General features: G+C 71.5%; 17 protein-coding genes. 6 read left to right on the forward strand and 11 right to left on the reverse strand.

Annotation, left to right across the window (positions count from 1 at the left end):
• Positions 1–23 precede the first annotated feature (23 nt).
• Genes Q0937_RS05645 through Q0937_RS05665 form a run of 5 tightly spaced genes read right to left on the reverse strand, consistent with a single transcriptional unit; the run spans position 24 to position 4,123 of the window.
• Entirely contained in the window at positions 24–689 is a 666-nt protein-coding gene (locus Q0937_RS05645; RefSeq protein WP_299300627.1) for a DUF6320 domain-containing protein, read from the reverse strand.
• Positions 686–2,200 carry an alcohol acetyltransferase gene (locus Q0937_RS05650; RefSeq protein ID WP_299300630.1) on the reverse strand — a complete coding sequence of 505 codons (1,515 nt, stop codon included), beginning with the start codon at positions 2,198–2,200 and terminating at the stop codon, positions 686–688. The genes Q0937_RS05645 and Q0937_RS05650 overlap by 4 nt, the downstream gene beginning before the upstream one ends.
• Positions 2,197–3,147 carry an alpha/beta hydrolase gene (locus tag Q0937_RS05655; protein WP_299300633.1) on the reverse strand — a complete coding sequence of 317 codons (951 nt, stop codon included), beginning with the start codon at positions 3,145–3,147 and terminating at the stop codon, positions 2,197–2,199. The genes Q0937_RS05650 and Q0937_RS05655 overlap by 4 nt, the downstream gene beginning before the upstream one ends.
• 48 nt (positions 3,148–3,195) lie before the next feature.
• Positions 3,196–3,693, reverse strand: a complete 498-nt coding sequence (locus Q0937_RS05660; protein ID WP_299300636.1) for a flavin reductase family protein — start codon at positions 3,691–3,693, stop codon at positions 3,196–3,198.
• Between the two features lie 10 nt (positions 3,694–3,703).
• Positions 3,704–4,123, reverse strand: coding sequence for a YccF domain-containing protein (locus Q0937_RS05665; RefSeq protein WP_299300638.1), 420 nt, complete (start codon positions 4,121–4,123; stop codon positions 3,704–3,706).
• 150 nt (positions 4,124–4,273) lie between these two features.
• Between Q0937_RS05665 and argS the strand changes: the two genes are divergently transcribed.
• Together argS and Q0937_RS05675 are read left to right on the forward strand one after the other, a co-directional pair.
• A complete protein-coding gene (gene argS / locus Q0937_RS05670) occupies positions 4,274–6,037 on the forward strand; it encodes an arginine--tRNA ligase (protein WP_299300641.1) in 1,764 nt (587 codons plus the stop codon).
• Positions 6,038–6,186: 149 nt separating this feature from the next.
• Positions 6,187–6,894, forward strand: a complete 708-nt coding sequence (locus Q0937_RS05675) for a lysoplasmalogenase family protein (RefSeq protein ID WP_299300644.1) — start codon at positions 6,187–6,189, stop codon at positions 6,892–6,894.
• Here the strand turns inward: Q0937_RS05675 and Q0937_RS05680 are convergent.
• Positions 6,891–7,784: an alpha/beta hydrolase fold domain-containing protein gene (locus Q0937_RS05680; protein ID WP_299300647.1), complete on the reverse strand. Its 894-nt coding sequence runs from the start codon at positions 7,782–7,784 to the stop codon at positions 6,891–6,893. The genes Q0937_RS05675 and Q0937_RS05680 overlap by 4 nt on opposite strands.
• A gap of 108 nt (positions 7,785–7,892) precedes the next feature.
• On the opposite strand from Q0937_RS05680, the gene mtnN reads away from it, so the two are divergent.
• Together mtnN and Q0937_RS05690 are read left to right on the forward strand one after the other, a co-directional pair.
• Positions 7,893–8,669, forward strand: a complete 777-nt coding sequence (gene mtnN / locus Q0937_RS05685) for a 5'-methylthioadenosine/S-adenosylhomocysteine nucleosidase (protein ID WP_299300650.1) — start codon at positions 7,893–7,895, stop codon at positions 8,667–8,669.
• 197 nt (positions 8,670–8,866) lie between these two features.
• Positions 8,867–10,702, forward strand: a complete 1,836-nt coding sequence (locus Q0937_RS05690) for a BCCT family transporter (RefSeq protein ID WP_299300653.1) — start codon at positions 8,867–8,869, stop codon at positions 10,700–10,702.
• A 44-nt stretch (positions 10,703–10,746) separates the two neighbouring features.
• Here the strand turns inward: Q0937_RS05690 and Q0937_RS05695 are convergent, their stop codons facing one another.
• Complete coding sequence (locus tag Q0937_RS05695) at positions 10,747–11,688, reverse strand: phosphoglycerate dehydrogenase (RefSeq protein WP_299300656.1); 942 nt, start codon at positions 11,686–11,688, stop codon at positions 10,747–10,749.
• Between the two features lie 105 nt (positions 11,689–11,793).
• Between Q0937_RS05695 and Q0937_RS05700 the strand changes: the two genes are divergently transcribed.
• Entirely contained in the window at positions 11,794–13,593 is a 1,800-nt protein-coding gene (locus Q0937_RS05700) for an alpha/beta-hydrolase family protein (protein ID WP_299300659.1), read from the forward strand.
• Between the two features lie 7 nt (positions 13,594–13,600).
• On the opposite strand, the gene Q0937_RS05705 is transcribed toward Q0937_RS05700, so the two are convergent.
• Positions 13,601–14,449: a sulfurtransferase gene (locus Q0937_RS05705; protein WP_299300662.1), complete on the reverse strand. Its 849-nt coding sequence runs from the start codon at positions 14,447–14,449 to the stop codon at positions 13,601–13,603.
• Positions 14,450–14,488: 39 nt separating this feature from the next.
• Positions 14,489–15,718, reverse strand: a complete 1,230-nt coding sequence (locus Q0937_RS05710) for an endonuclease/exonuclease/phosphatase family protein (protein WP_299300663.1) — start codon at positions 15,716–15,718, stop codon at positions 14,489–14,491.
• A gap of 103 nt (positions 15,719–15,821) precedes the next feature.
• On the opposite strand from Q0937_RS05710, the gene Q0937_RS05715 reads away from it, so the two are divergent.
• Positions 15,822–16,718, forward strand: a complete 897-nt coding sequence (locus Q0937_RS05715; protein WP_299300667.1) for an NAD(P)-dependent oxidoreductase — start codon at positions 15,822–15,824, stop codon at positions 16,716–16,718.
• Between the two features lie 37 nt (positions 16,719–16,755).
• Here Q0937_RS05715 and Q0937_RS05720 read toward each other — a convergent pair whose 3' ends face one another.
• Entirely contained in the window at positions 16,756–17,292 is a 537-nt protein-coding gene (locus tag Q0937_RS05720; protein ID WP_299300670.1) for an AAA family ATPase, read from the reverse strand.
• A complete protein-coding gene (locus tag Q0937_RS05725) occupies positions 17,289–18,977 on the reverse strand; it encodes an FAD-binding dehydrogenase (protein WP_299300673.1) in 1,689 nt (562 codons plus the stop codon). The genes Q0937_RS05720 and Q0937_RS05725 overlap by 4 nt, the downstream gene beginning before the upstream one ends.
• Between the last annotated feature and the right edge of the window lies 1 nt (position 18,978).

Below are 18,978 nucleotides of genomic sequence, written 5' to 3' on the forward strand. Positions count from 1 at the left end.
TGCGCAGTGCGTCTCAGCGCGTCTCACAGATGCAGGCGGGTGGCGAGCTCATGGCGCACGGCCCCGCCGCGCACCGTCAGCAGCAGCACCACCACGACCAGGCTGAGACCGCCGCAGATCGCGGAGGGGATCACGGTGTCCACCCAGCCCAGGGCCATGAAAACGATCGGGGTGAGGCCCAGCAGCACCGTCAGCCCACTGTAGACCACGTAATCGCCCAGCTCCATCCGGATCACGCGGGCCGTGATCAGCAGCCCGACAATCGAGGCGGCGCAGATGATCGGCACCACGAAGGTCAGGGACCAGCCGTCCCAGCCGGAGAGGTAGTCCCAGTAGACGCAGACGCCGCCCGCCGCCACCACCAGGTAGACGATGAACTTGGCGAGGTTGCGGCGCTTGCTCACCGCCATCACCACCACCAGCCAGGTGGTCGCGATCCCGAGCCACACGCTGCGCAGCGCCCCGATGCCGTCGTCGTCGGGCCCGAACAGCAGCTGGGCGACGAAGGACAGCACGATCACACCCAGCGAGGTGAGGGCCAGCACCCGCAGCACCCGGCGCCGCGAGAAGCGCAGCGGCACCGCCGGGTAGGGTCCGGGCACGGGCTCACCCACCAGCGAGGTCCCGCACAGCGGGCAGCGGATCCAGTCGCCCTCGACCTGGACCGTGCACGCCGGGCAGCGTCTCATGTCCCGAACTCCAGCAGCTCGTCCTCGGAGACCCGGGCGGCGGAGACCGTGACCTCGATCCCTGCCTCCGTGAGTAGCGCGGCGTACTCCCGCACGTGATCAGTCTGCACGAAGGGTGCGGTGAAGCTGAGGGTCAGCAGGCCGTCGTGCGAGATCGCGCAGAACTGCGGACGCACGGCGGAGACGTGGAACAGCATCCGTCCCACATGGGACTCGGCCGGCTCGGGCAGCGTGACCCGGCCCAGGTTGGAGATCGCGACCGTCAGCCGGCGGTTGTTCGCGTAGTTGATCACGCTCAGCAGCCGGTCCTTGACCGGCCGCGGCACGATCCGGGCCAGCGGCATGCGCTCCACCCTGATCAGCTTCTGCAGCTTCTGCTCGAGCGCCTCCGGGGTGGCCTCCGCGGAGAAGCGCTCCTGGAGCCCGCGGGCCACCGCCCCGGTCGAATCGTCGCCGTGTCCGTAGGTGTGCTCGACCCGGATGGTCGCGAAGAAGTTCCGGGCGGAGGTCGAGGGGAAGAACTGGCGCAGGTTCACCGGCACCGACGCCGCCATCGTCGGCCCCTCATGCGACGAACGCGCACCGTGCGCCGCGGAGTCGCTGCGGCGGATCGCCTCGAAGAACAGCGCGGTGAGGTACATCGTCAGCGCCACCCCCTCGGCCTTCGCGAGGCCCAGCACAGGCCGCGCCGGCATCATCAGCTCGATGATGCGGGTGCGGTGATCGGGGGTGCGGGTGCCGTGCACGTGATGGATCCGGTGCCGGGCCGGGCGCGGGGCGCGGGGAGCGGAGGCCTCGAGGGGAGCGCCCTCCGTCGGCGGTTCGTCGGCCTCCTGGACCGTGAGCACCGCGGGGGCGGCCTCACGGCTGAACTCCTCCTGGTGGGCATCCTGTTGGACCTCGGGTGTGCGGCGCCGCCGCCGGAAGTAGTGCGCGAAGGAGTCGGTGGTCAGCTCATGGACCTCCTCGGCAGCCTGCGCTCCAGGATGCGTGCCGACGGCCGCGAGCGGCGGGTCCGGCCGCTCCGCCGCCCCCGGTCGTGCTTCGGCCTGCGCCGCCGAACGGGGCGGGGCCTCCTCGGGGAATCGCCGACGGGCGTACCCGGCGAGCAGGTCGGTGAGGAACCACAGCGCCCCGGTGCCGTCGGAGAGCGCATGGAAGATCTCGAGGCTGACGCGCCGATGGTGATGGACCACCCGGAACAGCAGGGTGCGCCGGTCCGGCTGGTAGATCGCGGCGCAGCTGGGGAGGGTCTCCTCCTCCACCACCGGATGCAGTTCGCTGTCCTGGAGGTAGTACCAGAACACCCCTCGACGCAGCACCGCGTGGTAGAGCGGGAAGCGTGCGTAGGTCTCGTCGAGGGCCTCCTGCAGCAGGCCCGGATCGACCTCGTGGTCCAGCTCGGCGCTCATCCGGAACACCTTGGGGTCCGCATCCCTGCGGGTGGCGGGGAAGATGTTCGAGGCGTTGTCCAGGCGGACCCAGTGCCGTCGGCGCACCTGCCTGCTCATGGGCTCGCCTGCCCGAGCGGGTCCTGGGCCAGGAAGTCGTCGATCACCTCGTAGGCCTCGCGCAGCGGCCGGGCGAAGCGCGGGAGGGTGATGAAGCCGTGCAGCGCCCGCTCGACCCGGTGGAGGCGCACCCGGTTGCCGGCCTCCTCGAGCGCTCGCGCGTAGGCCTCGCCCTCGTCGCACAGCAGGTCCAGCTCGGCGGTGATCATGAGGGTGTCCGGCTGCCCGGAGAGATCGGTGGCCATCAGCGGGGAGACCAGGCGATTCTTCCGCAGCTCGGGGTCAGGGGCATACAGCTCGAAGTAGTCCTGGATCTCGGTGTTGGTCAGCCGGTAGTCCTCGCCGTGATGGCGCACGGAGGCGAAGGGCGAGGTCTCCGGGTCGTGGTCCCAGTGCGTGACCGGGTACAGCAGGATCTGGCGGGAGGGCGGGCGATGCCCTCGCTCGCGCAGCAGCAGGGAGACGGCCGCGGCGAGGTTCCCGCCGGCGGAGTCGCCCATCAGCACGATCTGGTCCGGGCCCTCGAGCCCGGCCCGGCGGGGATCTTCGAGCAGCCAGCGCGTGGTGCCGTAGCAGTCCTCGAGCGCCGCCGGGAAGGGATGCTCGGGAGCCAGCCGGTAGTCGACCGACGCCACCCGGCAGCCGGTGAGGTCGGCCATGGTGGCGCAGGCGGGGGTGTAGCTCTCGATGTCGCCGGTGACCCAGCCGCCGCCGTGGAAGAACAGCAGCAGCTCCTCGCGACGCTGCACGCGCGGGGTGAACACCCGCACCGGCACGCGCCTGCCGGTCCCGCTGTCGGAGAAGGTGTCCCAGGTGGGGGTGCGGTACCGCGCGGCAGGCAGTGCTGCCAGCTGCCGCTGCAGATGCCGGACCCGCTCGTAGTCCTCCCGCACATCGACACGGCCGAGGGCGACGAGGCGCAGCGCGAGCCTCAGCAGCGGGTTCACGATCGGAGGCCGGTGGCGGCGGGGCGCAGGTCCATGCCGTAAGGATAGTCAGCGCAGATCGGCCCGGTCCGCCGCGAAGCGCACTGCGGGGCCGGCCTCGAGCCGCCCCTCCCCCATCTCCACCACCGGACCGATCAGCAGACGGTGGGTGGCGGCGTCGACGCCCTGCTCGACGCGGATCGCGAAGTGGGCGAGCACGCCGGGCAGGATCGCGTCCCCGTCACCCGTGCGGGTGACCTCGAGGCCGCTGAGCATCCCCTGCAGCGGGGCGGCCGGCGTGCCGAAACGGTCGGCGAGCTCGTGCTGGTCCTCGGCGAGCAGGTGGAGGCAGAAATGACCGGCCTCCTCGACCGTCTCCGCCGCCCGCGACATGCCGTACAGCGCGATCAGCATGGTGGGCGGGTCATAGGAGACATCGAGATAGGAATCCACGGTCACGGCGAGGTCGTAGGAGCCCTGCCGGGCGGTGACCACCGCGAGCCCCACCGCGAGCAGGTCGCTGAGCCGGCGGTACTCGTCCTGGTCCACAGGGTCCACAGGATTCATCGAGCGGGGCTCAACGGGCCGTCGGGAGCATCCGGGCGCGGGCCGTGCTCGAGTCCATGACCTCCTTGCCGAAGGGGAAGCAGGTCACCGGGATCAGCTTGAGGTTCGCCCAGGCCAGCGGGATGCCGATGAGGGTGACGGCCTGGGCGAGCGCGGTGCCCACGTGGCCGAGGGCCAGCCACCAGCCCGCGATCACGAACCAGATCACGTTGCCGAGGGTGCTCATCGCACCGCCGCCGCCGGTGTCCACCACCTCGCGGCCGAAGGGCCAGAGCACGAAGCCGGCGATGCGGAAGGAGGCGATCCCGAAGGGGATCGTGACGATGACGAGGCAGGCGAGGACGCCGGCGAGCAGGTAGCCGAGGAACAGGGCCCAGCCAGCGGTCAGCAGCCAGATGAGGTTGAGGATCAGGGTCAGTACGGAGCGCATGGGCCCAGCCTAGGGACCCGCCCGGGCGGTGGCCATGGGGCTGTCCCCCTCGGTGACCCCGGGGGCGGCCGCCGCCCGCCGCCGCGAGGTCTGTCCAGCATCACGCTCCGCCGCGCCGGAACGGCTCGCTGCGCCGATTACCCTGGAGCCATGCCTGCTCCCGAGATCGCGCTGACCCAGCGTTTCCAGTCCGCCTTCGCCGCCGCCTTCGGGCCCGAGTTCGCCGACGCGGATCCGATCATCCGCCCCTCCCAGTTCGCGGACTTCCAGTGCAATGCCGCGATGGGACTCGCGAAGCGCCTGGCGAGGAAGCCCCGCGACATCGCCGCCGAGATCCTCGCCGCGGTGGATCTGAGCGATATCGCCGAGACCCCCGAGATCGCCGGACCCGGCTTCCTGAACATCCGCCTGCGCACCGACTGGATCGCCGCGCAGGCCGCCGACCTCTCCGCCGACTCGCGCCTCGGCGTCCCCTCCCCCGAGTCCCCGGACACCGTGGTGGTCGACTACTCGGCGCCGAACGTCGCCAAGGAGATGCACGTCGGGCACCTGCGCACCACCGTCGTGGGCGACTCGATCGTGCGCACGCTCGAGAAGCTCGGCCACACCGTGATCCGCCAGAACCACATCGGCGACTGGGGCACGCCCTTCGGCATGCTCATCGAGCACCTGCTCGAGGTGGGCGAGGACAGCGCCGAGGCCGACCTGCTGAAGTCGGACCCGAACGCCTTCTACCAGGCGGCGCGCGCGAAGTTCGACGCCGCCGAGGCTGCGGGCGCTGCAGAGGACGGCAGCGACTTCGCGTCCCGCGCCCGCAAGCGCGTGTCCACCCTGCAGTCCGGCGACGCCGAGTCCCTGCGCATCTGGACGAACCTGGTGGAGCTGTCCAAGCAGTACTTCCACCGCATCTACGACATGCTCGACGTGACCCTCACCGACGAGCACCTCGCCGGGGAGTCCAGCTACAACGACCTGCTCGAGGCCGTCTGCGAGGACCTCGAGGCCGCGGGGATCGCGCGGATCTCCGACGGCGCGCTGTGCGTCTTCCCCGAGGGCTTCCTGGGCCGTGACGAGCAGCCGCTGCCGCTGATCATCCGGAAGTCCGACGGCGGCTACGGCTACGCCACGACCGACCTCGCCGCGATCCGCCACCGCACCACCACGCTCGGGGCGAACCGCATCGCCTATGTGGTCGGTGCCGCCCAGGAGCTGCACTTCCAGATGGTCTTCAGCGCCGCGGGCGAGGCCGGCTGGCTGCCGGGCGACGTCCAGGCGCAGCACGTGAAGATCGGCTCGGTGCTCGGTGAGGACGGCAAGATCCTGCGCACCCGCTCCGGGTCCTCGCTGCGGCTGATGGCGCTGCTCGAGGAGGCCGTGAACACCGCCCGCACCGTCATCGAGGAGCTGCGCCCGGACCTGCCCGAGGCGGAGCGGGAGCAGATCGCCCACGACATCGGCATCGGCGGCGTGAAGTACGCCGACCTCTCCACCGCACACGACTCGGACTACACCTTCGACCTGGACCGGATGCTGGCCCTGACCGGCAACACCGCTCCGTACCTGCAGTACGCGGTGGCGCGGATCCGCTCGATCAGTCGCAAGGCCGAGGCCCAGGGCATCACCGCAGCCGCCGCCCCGCGGGTCGAGAACGACGCAGAACGGGCGCTCGCGCTGGCGCTGCTGGAGTTCGGGCCGACGCTCACCGCCGTCGGTGCCGAGTTCGAGCCGCACCGCCTGTGCGCCTATCTGTTCTCTCTCGCGCAGGCGTTCACCGCCTTCTACGAGGCCTCCCCGATCCTCAAGGAGTCCGTCGAGGAGATCCGGGCCGGTCGGCTCGCGCTCGCGCAGCTCTGCGAGCGGGTGCTGGTCGAAGGCCTCGACGCCCTCGGTGTGAACGCGCCTGAACAGATGTGACGGCCAGTTCACAGAAGTCGGGCGATATCCGGCAATTCATACAGCTGTCGGGCGTCGTGACCGAAACGTGGCCCGACGTTATCCAAACGTGCCCGAGCCGAGCGGTTCATGCCCTGGTCCGGGCGGGAAACGATTCCTACTCTTGAGCGGTGCCGCCGATCCGCTCCGTTCACCTCCTGCTCTGGGCGCTCTACGCCCTGACGGTGATCGTGCACCTCGGCGCCGTGATGATGGAGGCGGACGTGGCCCAGCGGCTGACCCAGCCGCTGTTCGCGCCGATCCTGATCGCGGCGCTCCTGACCGCCGCCCCGCAGCGCTCGCGCACCACCACCCTGCTGCTCGGCGGACTGCTGTGCGCCTGGGCCGGTGACACGCTGGGCCAGCTGATGCCCGGCGCCGTCCAGCTGCTCACCGTGTTCGGCTTCCTGGGGGCGCTGGTCTTCTACTCGGCGGCACTGGCCCCGATCTGGGCGCGCAGCCGCGATGCGATGCGCATCGCCCTGGCCATCCCCTATGCGGGGGTCGTGATCGGACTGTTCGTGGCCTGCGCCGACGGCGCCGGTCCCCTGCTCCCCGCGGTCGCGGCCTATGCGGTGGCGCTGGCCACGATGGCCTTTCTCTCCGCCGGGGGCAACGGGCTGACCTGGACCGGCGGCACCCTGTTCCTGACGTCCAGCTCGCTGCTGGCGATGGACTGGTTCCTGCCGGGCGCCTCGATCGCCTACAGCACCGAGCTGGTGATGCTCACGTACGCCGTGGGCCACGGCCTGCTCATCGCCGGCATGATCCAGGCAATGCCGCGGCGTCGCTGGACCGCCTGCGCCCCGAGCGCAGCCCTGGTCATCGTCGAGAACTAGCTCAGCACCCGTTCCAGCAGCTCCGCCTGCTCGCGGTGGAGCCGCTCGATGTCCTCACCCTTGCGCGGGATCAGCTGCAGGCCCAGACGGCCGCTGACCTCGCGATAGGACAGATCCGCGCCGGTCTCCTGGAGCTGCAGCTTCGCCACCCGCACGTCGGACAGGAACAGATCCCGCATCCCCACGCTGAGGTGGATGGGCGGCAGGCCGTCGAGCCGGGCGTTGATCGGGGAGAGATCCGGATCATCCAGCGAGGTGCGCCCCGCATAGCGGCGTGCCGCATCGCGCAGCAGGCGCCGCTCATGCACCGGATCGGACTGATCGGTCTCGGAGATCCCGGCGTTGGACAGCTCGAGATCCAGCCAGGGGGACATCGCGATCAGCGCGGCCGGGGTGGGGATCTCGGGCCGCTCCCGCAGCCGTCGGGCGATGACGACGGCGAGGCCGCCGCCGGAGTGCTGGCCGGCCAGCACCCACGGACGACCCGCGAGGCGGCCGTCGGCGGCGAGCACGGCGAGTGCGGACTCCACGTCGTCCCTGCCCACCGGGTGCTGGTGGTCGGGAGCGTTGCGATAGTCGATCATCAGCCCGGCGCAGCCCCTGGCCTCTGCCTGACGGGAGAGCCAGGCCCAGTCGCTCGCGAACGGGCCCGAGACGTAGGCACCGCCGTGGAGGTAGACGATGACACCGTTCCCGGCGCGGTGCTCGTCGAGCCAGACGGTGCGGGTGCGGCCGATCATCTCGGGCTCGATCGCATGGGACTTCAGCACATGACCGGGCGGATTGGGGCGGCGGGCCTCGCTGAGCGCCTGGTGGGACAGCGTCGCGGGGATCGGGATCCTTCGCACGGCCCGTGCCCCCGTCACCACGGCGTCTCGGATGCGTCCCATCAGTGCCTCCTGTTCGCGACCTCGTGGGTCGACTCGCTGGCGTGTGCGCTCAGCCTAACGAACCGAGCTGGGACTCGGAGTCCCGCCGTGCCCCGGTAGCCTTCCCCCATGCCTCGCTCGCCCCTGCCTCCGTCCTCGCCGTCCGGCCCCCTTGTCGGCCCGCTGCTGGTCCTCGCCGCGATGCCCGAGGAGGCGTCACCGCTGGTCGGCCGGCTCGAGGAGGCCTCCCCGCTCGAGGTCCCCTTCGACGGGGGCGTCGCCGCCGTGCGCGGCTCCCTGCAGGGCACCGACACCGTGGTGGTCACCACCGGCATCGGGATCGCCGCTGCCGCAGCCGCCGCGACCTGGGGCGTCCTCACCACGGCTCCCGCCCTGATCGTCGCCGCCGGCTCGTGCGGTGGGCTCGCAGCCGACGTCGAGGTGGGCACTCTGGTGGTGGGCGAGACCTTCACCTACTCGATCGCCGATGCCACCGCCTTCGGGTACGCCCCGGGGCAGGTCCCCGGCGGCCCCGAGCGCTTCGAGGCCGAGGCGGCCTGGGTGGATCTGGCCGAGCAGGCGGCGCGCCGGGCTGACACGCAGGCACCACCGGGCGAGGGCCGCGGGGTGCGGCGCGGCCTGATGCTCTCCGGGGACGCCTTCGTCACCGCCGAGATCGCCGAGCCGATGCGTGCGCGGTTCCCGACAGCGGTGAGCACCGATATGGAGACCACGGCGAGCGCCCGCACCGCCGCGGTGCTCCGGGTTCCCTTCATCGCGCTGCGCGCAGTCTCGGACCTGTGCGGGCCGGCCGCCGGTCAGCAGTTCCATCTCGAGCTGGACCTGGTCGCGGAGATCTCTGCGCGCGCGGTGGAGGAGCTCGCGGCGCTGCTGTCGCAGGGCTGACGCCGGCCCGCGCCCCGGCCGGTGTGCTGTGTGACGGCGCACCCGCAGGCCGTCTGAAGGGCTCCTGCAGGGCCCCGCCCTCGATGTCCGCGTTAAGGTTCAAAGGCCCGGTTCGTCGATTTCGTGACCTGGATCACCCTCGTGGTGTGCGGTGCGGCGGTCGGGCCTGTCCCCGTCCCCTTCCGGAAAGAGGCACCGTGTCCACTCCGACGACACCGAACTCTCCCCCGCCCTCCTCCCCCTCCGATGACGTGCCGCGCCCTGTGGGCGGGTACTCCCTCTCGAAGCCGGTCTTCTTCACCGCCGGAGGCATCATCCTGCTCGCCGTGGCCTTCGCGCTGCTGCTGCCGGACGTCTTCAACTCAGCGATCTCGACCCTGAACTCGACGGTCGTGAGCTCGATCGGCTGGTACTACGTCCTGATCGTCACGGCCTTCGTGGGCTTCGGCATCGTGGTCGCGGCCAGCCGGATGGGCAATATCAAGCTCGGCAAGGACGACGACGAGCCCGAGTACAGCCTCTTCTCCTGGTTCGCGATGCTCTTCGCCGCCGGCATGGGCATCGGCTTGGTCTTCTGGGGGGCGGCGGAACCGCTGACCTTCTACAGCGAGGCCGGGGCACCGCCGAACGCCGCGGGTCTGGCGGATCCGGACCGGGCCGAGCGCGCGCTCGGCCAGACCTTCCTGCACTGGGGCCTGCACGCCTGGGGCATCTACGTCATCGTCGGCCTCGCCGTCGCCTACGCGGTGCACCGCAGGGGCCGCCCGGTCTCCATCCGGTGGGCGCTCGAACCGATTCTCGGCAAGCGCACCGATACCTGGATCGGCGACGTCATCGACATCATCGCCCTCGTGGGCACCCTCTTCGGCATCGCCACCTCGCTCGGCTTCGGCGTGAACCAGATCGCGGCGGGCCTCGACCATCTCGGCATTCTCCCGAACTCCACCACGGTCCAGGTCATCATCGTGCTCGCGGTGACGGCACTGGCGACGCTCTCGGCCGCCAGCGGCGTCGACAAGGGCATCAAGCTGCTGTCCAACCTGAACATGGGCCTGGCGGCGATCCTCCTGATCGCTGTGCTGATCCTCGGCCCGACCCTGTTCCTGCTGCGCGACGTGGTCTCGAACATCGGCTACTACCTGCAGAACTTCCTCCAGCTCGCCTTCCAGACCCTGCCGTTCCGCGGTGAGGAGGGCGCCAGTTGGATCAACGGCTGGACCACGTTCTACTGGGGCTGGTGGATCTCCTGGTCGCCCTTCGTCGGCGTGTTCATCGCCCGCATCTCCAAGGGCCGCACCGTGCGCCAGTTCGTCACCGGCGTGCTGCTGGTCCCGACTGCGCTGACGTTCCTCTGGTTCACCATCATGGGCGGCACCGCGCTGTACAAGTCCGTCATCGAGGGCATCGACTTCACCGGGGAGGACGGGTCGATCGACGCGAACACCGCGCTGTTCGACACCTTCGCCCAGCTGCCGGCCGGCGCGCTGCTCTCGGGCATCGCCATCATCCTGGTCTCGATCTTCTTCATCACCAGCGCCGACTCCGGTGCCTTCGTGATGGACATGATCGCCCACAAGGGCGACCCGAACCCTCCACGGATCACCCGGATCTTCTGGGCCTCCGCCTCCGGCGTCATCGCCGCCTCCCTGATCTGGGTCAGCTCGCTGTCCGGTGATGCCGAGGCCTCCGGCATGACGGCGCTGCAGTCGCTCGCGCTGCTCTCCGCACTCCCGTTCTCGATCGTGATGATCGGCATGTGCATCTCGCTCTGGCGCTCCCTGGGCAAGGAGGTCAAGGTCATCGAACGGCTCGAGCTGCGGCTTCGTCAGCGGGAGTTCGTCGAACGCTACTCCGGGGTGATCTCCGACCGGGTGGATGCCCGGGTCGATGCGCAGGTCTCCACGCAGATCGGCCAGCAGGTCCAGGAGGAGGTCGCCGAGCAGCTCTCGACCTACACCGGGGAGATGACGATCCCGTCGAGCGACGACACGCCGGGCTCCACCGACACGGAGCGCGGTCGCCGCCGGAGGTGAGCCCCTCCCGTGGGGCCCCTCCTCCGGCCCTGCGCGCGGCGGGCTCAGCGCTCCGTCGCGTGCAGGATCTCCGTCCCCGCGGCCAGCGCGCGGAGGTTCTCGGTGATCCGGGCATCGGCCCCCACGGGGCGACCACCCGCCGCGTGCGGGGTGATCAGCAGCCGCGGGGCATCCCACAGCGGATCCCCGTCCGGCAGCGGCTCCGGCTCGGTGACGTCCACGGCGGCGCCGCCCAGGGTGCCCGCCTCGAGCGCCTCACGCAGGGCGACCTGGTCCACGGTGGCGCCGCGGCCGACGTTGAGCAGCAGCGCATGATCCGGCAGCGCGGCCAGCACCTCGCGACCCACGATCCCGGCGGTCTGCTCCGTCGCGGGCAGGATGTTGATCAGCACGTCCACCTCGGGCAGCGCGGCGAGCACGGTCTCCTCGGCGATCACCTCGAAGCCCGACCGGGTGCCGGCGGTGCGGGCGGCGCCCCGCACCTCGGCGCCGAGCGCCTGCAGGGTGGGGGCGAGGGTCTGCCCGATCTGGCCGAAGCCCCAGATCAGCACCCGCGCACCGATCAGGGTGGTGATCCGGCCCTCGGGGTGCAGCGGCTGCAGGCCACCGAGCTCCGAGGACCACTCGTGGCGCTGCTGCGCCTCCCGGCTCTCCGGGAGTCGCCGCACCAGGCTCAGCAGCAGCGCGAGGGCGTGCTCGCTGACCGTGAGGGAGTGCAGCCCGGCTCCGGCGGCGATCACCACCTGCTCGTCGAAACCGGCGGCGAGGATCCCGTCCACCCCGGCCGAGAGCGACTGCACCAGCTTCAGCTCTCCCAGCTGCTCAGCCGCGGAGGCGAGATGGCGGCGGGAGGCGCCCCAGACGACCAGGACGTCCGCATCGTGATGTACGGCCGGGATCTCGGCGCGGGCGTCGATCGTCACCGCCTCCCAGCCCTCGGGCAGCGCGGGGTTCAGCGGGACGGTGTCGGGCAGCAGGATCTTCATGCCCTCAGACTACGGATCCGCGGTGCTCCCCGGGCCGCGCCGCCGCTGGCCGGACCGGCGCCATCCCGGATGCCGATCAAGGGGCCTGTCCGATAGCCTGCGGGCATGCGTTCCGGCTCCGCACGATCACTGTTCGGCATGACGAGACTGGCCGCCGGTGCTCGCGCGGTGCTGCGCTCGGCCACCCGGAGGACGGGCCGGCGGGCCCGCCGGGTCGCGGTCCTCGCGCCGTTGGACACCGGTGGCTTCCTCGGCGCCTCGGTCGCCGCCTGGATCTCCACCTCCCCGAGCCTGCTGCCGCGCACCTGGTGGATGTGGGCCGTGAACATCGGACTGTCCGAGGTCTACGGCTACGCGAGCGGCGTTCTGGCCAGGAAGCTGGTGCGTCGGATCGGCACCGCGATCGGGCTGCAGATGCAGATCGCCCCCGACCATCGCGTCCGGGCCCGGTGGGTCGGAGCGGCCGCGCTGGTGGGGATCACGACCTACTCCTGGGTGCGAGGGGTGATGCGGCAGCGGGAGATCAGCCATCGGGTGCAGCAGGAGCCGAAGAACCTCGCGACCCACGTGGTGGGCAGCGCGGCGGGCCTCGGCGCCTCCGTCGGGGCACTGGTGCTGGTCCGCTCGGTGATCGCGACCACGCACCTGTATCGCGCGATGCTGCGCCCCTACCTGCCGCCGCGGATCGTTCGCGTGCTCTCCCTGCTGCTCACCGCGGCGACCGTCGCGATGGTCACCGATCGCCTGCTCCGCGGCCGCGTGCTCGAGAACGTGCTGGAGCGTGCCGAGACCGCGAACCTGCTGATCGCCCCGGACGTCCCCCGTCCCACCTCGCCGCTGCGCTCAGGCGGCCCGGAGTCGCTCGAGAGCTGGCAGTCGCTCGGTGCCCCCGGCCGCAAGATCGTCTCCGGCGGTGCGGACACCCACCTGATCAGCCGGACCGTCGGACAGGAGGCGCTCGAGCCGATCCGCGTCTACGCCGCGAAATCCCCCTCCCGTTCGCTCGAGGACACCATCACCGCCGTGGTCGCAGAGCTGGACCGCACCGAGGCCTGGGACCGCGAGGTGCTGGTGCTGTTCACCGGGACCGGCACCGGCTGGCTGCAGGAGTGGTCGCTCTCGGCGATCGAGTTCCTCACCGCCGGGAACTGTGCGACCGCCTCGATCCAGTACTCGTTCTACCCCAGCCCGCTGACCTATCTGGCGGACCGCCGCTCCCCCGAGCGGGCCGGGCGGCTGCTGCTGACGGCGGTGAGGCGCCGGCTGTCCGAGCTTCCGGCGGAGCGCCGTCCCCGGCTCTACGTGGCCGGGGAGTCCCTGGGCTCCTACGGCGGCCAAGCCGCCTTCCGAGACGTCCCGGAGATGCTCTCCACGGTCGACGGCGCGGTCTGGACCGGGACCCCGAGCTTCACGCCCCTCTGGCAGCAGCTCACCGAGCACTCCCGCCCCGGCTCCCCCGCCGTCGCTCCAATCATCGACAGCGGACGCCACATCCGCGTGATCACACGGCCCCGGGACCTGGTGCGCAACTACTGGGGCGGCCTCTACAGCCCGTGGGAGCATCCGCGGGTGGTCTACGCCCAGCATCCCTCGGATCCGGTGGTCTGGCTGGATCTGAACCTGCTCTGGCGGGAGCCGGCCTGGCTGCGGGAGCGGGTGGGGCACGACGTCACCCCCGCGATGCGCTGGTTCCCCTGGATCACCTTCTGGCAGATCGCGGCGGACATGCCGCTGTCGATCAAGGTCAGAGGCGGCCATGGCCACTCGTATCACGAGGAGATGGTGCCGATCTGGGCCGCGGTGCTGGGCCAGGACGGAGACGGGGACGGCGCTCCCTCGGAGGCGCAGCGGCGCAGGTTCCGCGCGATCGTCGACGCGATCCGCAGGATCACCCCGCAGGGGTGAGGGTCGCTCAGGGGTTCGGACCGACGGCCACGGGGCGGATCGCCTCCGCACTCCACTGCGACCACGATCCCGGGAACAGGCGCAGCCGGGTGAAGCCCGCACTCTCCAGGGCCAGCAGGTCATGGGCGGCGGTCACGCCCGAGCCGCAGTAGACGATGGTCTCGTGGTCCTCCCGCACCCCGGCCGCCTCGAAGCGGCTGCGCAGCTGCGAGGCAGACAGGAACCGACCGTCCTGGTCGAGGTTCCCGGAGAAGGGCAGGTTCACCGCCCCGGGGATGTGCCCGGCACGGGCGTCGATCGGCTCGACGTCCCCGCGATAGCGCTCCGCCGCACGGGCATCGACCACCAGGGCCGCGCCCGCGGCGACCTCGTCGGCGGTGGCGATGCGGCTCGCAGGCCAGTCGCGCACCGGCACATCACCGGCAGCGGGGCGCACGTCCTCCGTCTTGACCGGGCCGTCCCAGGCCTCCAGGCCACCGCTGAGCACCGCGGCGTCATGTCCCAGCGCCCGCAGCATCCACACCAGGCGGCCGGCCGGTGCCCCGTTGCTGTCGTCATAGGCGACCACGGTGGAGGCCTCGGTGACCCCGGCGCGGCGCAGCGCAGCGGCGAAGTCCTCCGCCGCAGGCAGCGGGTGACGGCCGGCCCCGGGCCGCGCGGGAGCGGCCAGCTCGGTGTCCAGATCGAGGTAGACCGCGCCGGGCAGGTGCCCCTCGAGGTAGGTGTGATGGCCCTTGGAGCCATCGAGCGCCCAGCGCACATCGAGCAGCTGGAGCGGGCGGTCACCTGCGACGGCTCCCGCGAGCAGCGTCTGCAGGTGGGCGACGTCGATGATCGGAGGCAGTGCGGAGGTCATGCCGCAAGCCTACGACTCCGCAGTGCAGTCACGCAGGGCTCAGGACCTGAGCTGGAGGTCCACCCGCACCAGGCGATGATCGGAGGTGGGGAAGGGGTGCACACCGGTCAGCTCGCTGCCGGGCTGCCCCGGCGAGGGCCAGTACACCGCAGAGGAGACCACCTGGAGCGGCCGGGAGGGCAGCACATAGTCGACCCGGAGGTTGCCCGGGGCGGGAGCGTCGCCGAAGTCGGCGGTGTCGAACTGGGGGTCACCGACGTGGTCCAGGTTCGCGCCCCCCTGCGTCGTGGCAGCCTCCACCGCGCCCGTGCTGCGAGGTCTGGTGTCCTGCACCCGCGCATGGGTGAGCAGCTGATCGATCGCGCCGGGCCAGGAGTCGCCGTCGAGCGGATCGGAGTTGTAGTCACCCAGGATCACGAACTGCTCCTGGGGTGCGAGCCCGCCCTGGACACCGGCATCATCGACGATCCAGCTCGAACGACGGCCGGGGCTGAGGTAATCGGCCCACAGGCGGATCTCGTCGCTGTTGCGGCGCTGATTGCGCTTCTCGGGCCCATCGAAGCTCGGCGGGGTCGGGTGCGCGGCGAGCACGTGCACGGTGCTCGGACCGATCTGCACCGGCACGTCCCAGTGCGCCTTCGAGCTCAGCCGCAGTGCGGCCGAGATCTCCGGACCGTAGTACTCGGTGGGCAGCAGGTTGCTGGGCATGTCCGCCCAGCGCAGGTTCTGGAAGGTGCGCACCTGATCGGTGAGGATCGGGAACCGGGACAGGATCGCCATTCCGTACTGACCGGGGAACTCCCCGAAGCCCCAGGCGTCATCCGCACCGCCGACGGTCCCATCGCGGTTCAGGTCCATGCCGCTGGGCACGCCGGAGTTCACCGGGCCCGTGAAGACGTAGGGATAGAAGACCGCGCTCTTGCCGTTCTGGGGCACCTGGAGGTACTTCTCGCGGAAGAGGTCCATTCCCGCGCCGTCCGCATCGTGGTCGAACTCGTTCAGCAGCAGCACATCGGGGTTGTTGATCTGGATGACCTCGGCGACCGCGCGGATCTGCGGGTCCTCACCGGTGGCGAGGTCCTCGAGCAGCTGCCCGGCCCGGCTGCGGTTCAGCGAGGCGTTGAAGGTCGCGACCCGCATCCTTCGGAAGCGGCCGCTGTGGCGGGCGGGTGCCGGAGCGGCGTCCGCCGCAGTGGCGGCAGCAGGCAGTCCCAACCCCGCGGCAGCAGCCGCGACGAGCGCTCGACGACGGGTTACGCGAGAAGTCATACCCTCCATTGTGCACGCTCAGGAGAGTGCGCGACAGTGCGCTGTGGACGGCCCGCCTGAGGTCCCCTCCCCCCGGCCTGCAAGTGATGCCAGACTGGAGAGCATGAGAATCGCATTCCTGGGAACCGGCCGCATGGGCACCGAGCTCGCCCTCCACCTGGTCAAGGGCCATGAGCTGACGGTCTGGAACCGCACCGCGGAGCGCACCGCGCAGCTGGCCGAGGCGGGTGCCGCGGTCGCCGCCACCGCCGCTGCGGCAGTGGACGGCGCCGAGCTGGTCATCACGTCCCTGTTCGGTCCCGATGCGGTGCGCGAGAGCGTCATCGCACCGGATCTGATCCCCGCCGGCATCCCCTGGGTGGACACCACCACCGTCTCCCCCGCTGATGCGGACGAATTCGCCGCTGCGGTCCCCACCTATGTGGGGGTGCCGGTGGTCGGCTCGCTGGGCCCCGCCCGCAACGGCGCGCTCGGCGTCTACGTCGGCACCCCCGACGCGGCCCTGCGGGCCCGGGTGATGGAGCTGGTGGCGCCCTGGGCCGATCCGACCCGGCTGATCGGGGTGGACTCCGGGCGCAAGGCCGCCGTCGGGAAGCTGCTCGCGAACCTGGCCCTCGCGATCAGCGCGCAGGGCCTGCGCGAGGCGCTCGCCCTCGGCGAGGCGACCGGAACCTCCGCCGGGGAGACCCTCGAGATGCTCGGCGGGACCGGGCTCGCCTTCATCGCCACCATGAAGGGCACCTTCGTGCGCGGGGAGCGCACGACCGAGGGTGGCGACTTCACGGCGAATGCGATCGCGAAGGATGCCCGGCTGATGATCGACACCGTCGAAGGCCCGGCCGTCGGGGAGGCGAGCGACGACGCCGGCCCTCGTCCGGGCTCCGACCTGCCGGCTCTGCGCGGGGCGCTTGCCTCGCTCGAGGCGGAGATCGCCGCCGGACACGGCGAGCACGACTTCTCCACCATCCTGCTCGAGGAGGCCGAGCGCACCGGGGAGTGAGCGACCGGCCGAGGCATCGAGCACAGCGCGCGACGATCTATGGATGCTCAACCCGGGCCGCGGCGAGCACGGCGCGGGCGGTGTCGGATGGCTCCTCGGCGATCGGCACCGCGACATCCTCGACGGCCGCGGCATCGAGGATCGCGGTGAGCTCGTCGAAGCGGTCCAGATGCCAGGCCAGCGCGTCGGGATCTAGCTCGTGCCGGCGGTGCAGGCGTGCCCGCACGAGCTCCCGCGGAGCGAGCAGCCGCACGACGGTCAGACGGAGACCGAGCGCGTCCTGGTACACGGCGTGCGCCGCCCTGTCCTCGATGACTCCGGCGGCGACCAGCACCTCCGCCCCGGCCTCCCGGTAGTTCCGGGCGACGGAGCGCAGGTTCGCCAGCTCGATCGTGGTGTGGAAGCGGTCCCCGGGCGGGGCGGGCCAGGCGCGACGGATCGCGTCGAGGTCGATCACGGCGCCGGGGACGCCGTGCTCCTCGAGCAGGGCTCCGACGGCATCGGCGACCGTGGTCTTGCCGACGCCGACCGCACCGGTGAGCAGCAGCGCCCGGGGTTCCTCTCCCGCGCTCATCGCAGGTCCCCTAGCACGCCGCGGGCCGCCTGCCGTCCGGAGAAGAGGCAGCCGCCGAGGAAGGTGCCCTCCAGGGCGTTGTGTCCGTGCATGCCACCGCCCCCGAAGCCGCTCGCCTCACCGGCGGCGTACAGCCCGGGCAGCAGCTCGGTGCCGGCGCCCGCGCCCGCCTCGCGCTGCACCCGCCCGCCGAGGTCGGTCTCGAGGCCGCCGAGGGTCTTGCGCAGCAGCACGTGCAGGCGCACCGCGATCAGCGGGCCGGCCTTGGGATCCAGCAACCGATGCGGGGCGGCGGTGCGGATCAGCCGGTCGCCCAGGTACTTGCGTGCCCCGCGCAGGGCAGTGATCTGGGCGTCCTTCGAGAAGGGATTCCGCACCTCCGCGTCCCGGGCGCGGATCACGCGCTCGAGCTCGCGGGCCCCGATCAGCTCCTCGCCGGTCAGCGCGTTCATCTGGCGGACCAGGTCCGTGACGGAGTCCGCCTGCAGGAAGTCCTCGCCGTGATCGAGGAAGGCCTGCACCGGACCGGGTGCGCCGGGCCGCACCCGGCCGAGCACCTGCTTCCAGTCCTTCCCGGTGAGATCCGGGTTCTGCTCGCTGCCCGAGAGCGCGAACTCCTTCTCGATGATCTTCCGGGTGAGCACGAACCAGGAGTGGTCATGGCCGGTGGTGCGCAGGTGGCGCAGCGTCGAGGTGGTGTCGAAGCCGGGATAGGCGGGCGCCGGCAGTCGCTTCCCGCGGGCGTCGATCCAGAGCGAGGAAGGGCCCGGGAGGATGCGGATCCCGTGCCCCCGCCAGACTGGGTCCCAGTTGCGGATCCCCTCGGTGTAGTGCCACATCCGGTCCTGGTGGATCCAGTGCCCGCCGGCCCGGGCGGCGGCGAGCATTCCCGCACCGTCCACGCTCGCCGGCACCCCGTGCACGAACTGCTCCGGCATGGTGCCCAGCTCCGCGGGCCACAGCTGACGCACCAGCTCCTCGTTGCCGCCGATGCCGCCGGTGGCCACCAGCACCGCCGCGGCGCGCTCCTCGAACTCGCCGGTCACCTCGCGATCCGAGCCGGCGCCGCGCGAGCTGGCGTCGGCCGCGAGGAGGCTGCCGCGCACCCCGGTCACGCGTCCGTCCTCGACCAGCAGATCCCGGGCGGCATGCCGGGTGCACAGCGTGATCCGGCCGGCCTCGCGATGCGAGGCCAGCTTGCGCAGGAAGGGTGCCACGATCCCCGGCCCGGTGCCCCAGGTGATGTGGAAGCGCGGCACCGAGTTGCCATGGCCCTCGGCGCGGCCGTCGCCCCGCTCCGCCCAGCCCACCACCGGGAAGCTGCGGTGGCCGAGCCCACGCAGCCACTCGCGCTTCTCTCCCGCCGCGAACTGCAGGTACGCCTCTGCCCAGCGGCGTGGCCAGAGGTCTGCGGGACTGTCGAAGGCGGCGGAGCCGAGCCAGTCCTGGCGGGCCAGGTCCAGGCTGTCACGGATCCCCAGCCGGCGCTGCTCCGGGGTGTCGACGAGGAACAGCCCGCCGAAGCTCCACCAGGCCTGGCCCCCGAGGTCCTGCTCCCCCTCGCGCTCGAGCAGCAGCACGCGCCTGCCGCCATCGGCGATCTCGGTGGCGGCCACCAGCCCCGCCAGGCCCGCCCCGATCACGATCGCGTCGTGGTCGCGCGAGGAGTTCGACGGACCGGTCATC

Origin of the sequence: uncultured Brachybacterium sp., from assembly GCF_947500705.1 — a bacterium.
Lineage (GTDB): Bacteria > Actinomycetota > Actinomycetes > Actinomycetales > Dermabacteraceae > Brachybacterium.

What these genes read in the sequence shown, in the direction of transcription:
- Q0937_RS05645 (WP_299300627.1), bottom strand. Translation starts at nt 689, where the DNA reads ATGAGACGCTGCCCGGCGTGCACGGTCCAGGTCGAGGGCGACTGGATC.
- Q0937_RS05650 (WP_299300630.1), bottom strand. Translation starts at nt 2,200, where the DNA reads ATGAGCAGGCAGGTGCGCCGACGGCACTGGGTCCGCCTGGACAACGCC.
- Q0937_RS05660 (WP_299300636.1), bottom strand. Translation starts at nt 3,693, where the DNA reads ATGAATCCTGTGGACCCTGTGGACCAGGACGAGTACCGCCGGCTCAGC.
- Q0937_RS05665 (WP_299300638.1), bottom strand. Translation starts at nt 4,123, where the DNA reads ATGCGCTCCGTACTGACCCTGATCCTCAACCTCATCTGGCTGCTGACC.
- argS (WP_299300641.1), top strand. Translation starts at nt 4,274, where the DNA reads ATGCCTGCTCCCGAGATCGCGCTGACCCAGCGTTTCCAGTCCGCCTTC.
- Q0937_RS05680 (WP_299300647.1), bottom strand. Translation starts at nt 7,784, where the DNA reads ATGGGACGCATCCGAGACGCCGTGGTGACGGGGGCACGGGCCGTGCGA.
- mtnN (WP_299300650.1), top strand. Translation starts at nt 7,893, where the DNA reads ATGCCTCGCTCGCCCCTGCCTCCGTCCTCGCCGTCCGGCCCCCTTGTC.
- Q0937_RS05695 (WP_299300656.1), bottom strand. Translation starts at nt 11,688, where the DNA reads ATGAAGATCCTGCTGCCCGACACCGTCCCGCTGAACCCCGCGCTGCCC.
- Q0937_RS05700 (WP_299300659.1), top strand. Translation starts at nt 11,794, where the DNA reads ATGCGTTCCGGCTCCGCACGATCACTGTTCGGCATGACGAGACTGGCC.
- Q0937_RS05705 (WP_299300662.1), bottom strand. Translation starts at nt 14,449, where the DNA reads ATGACCTCCGCACTGCCTCCGATCATCGACGTCGCCCACCTGCAGACG.
- Q0937_RS05710 (WP_299300663.1), bottom strand. Translation starts at nt 15,718, where the DNA reads ATGACTTCTCGCGTAACCCGTCGTCGAGCGCTCGTCGCGGCTGCTGCC.
- Q0937_RS05715 (WP_299300667.1), top strand. Translation starts at nt 15,822, where the DNA reads ATGAGAATCGCATTCCTGGGAACCGGCCGCATGGGCACCGAGCTCGCC.
- Q0937_RS05720 (WP_299300670.1), bottom strand. Translation starts at nt 17,292, where the DNA reads ATGAGCGCGGGAGAGGAACCCCGGGCGCTGCTGCTCACCGGTGCGGTC.
- Q0937_RS05725 (WP_299300673.1), bottom strand. Translation starts at nt 18,977, where the DNA reads ATGACCGGTCCGTCGAACTCCTCGCGCGACCACGACGCGATCGTGATC.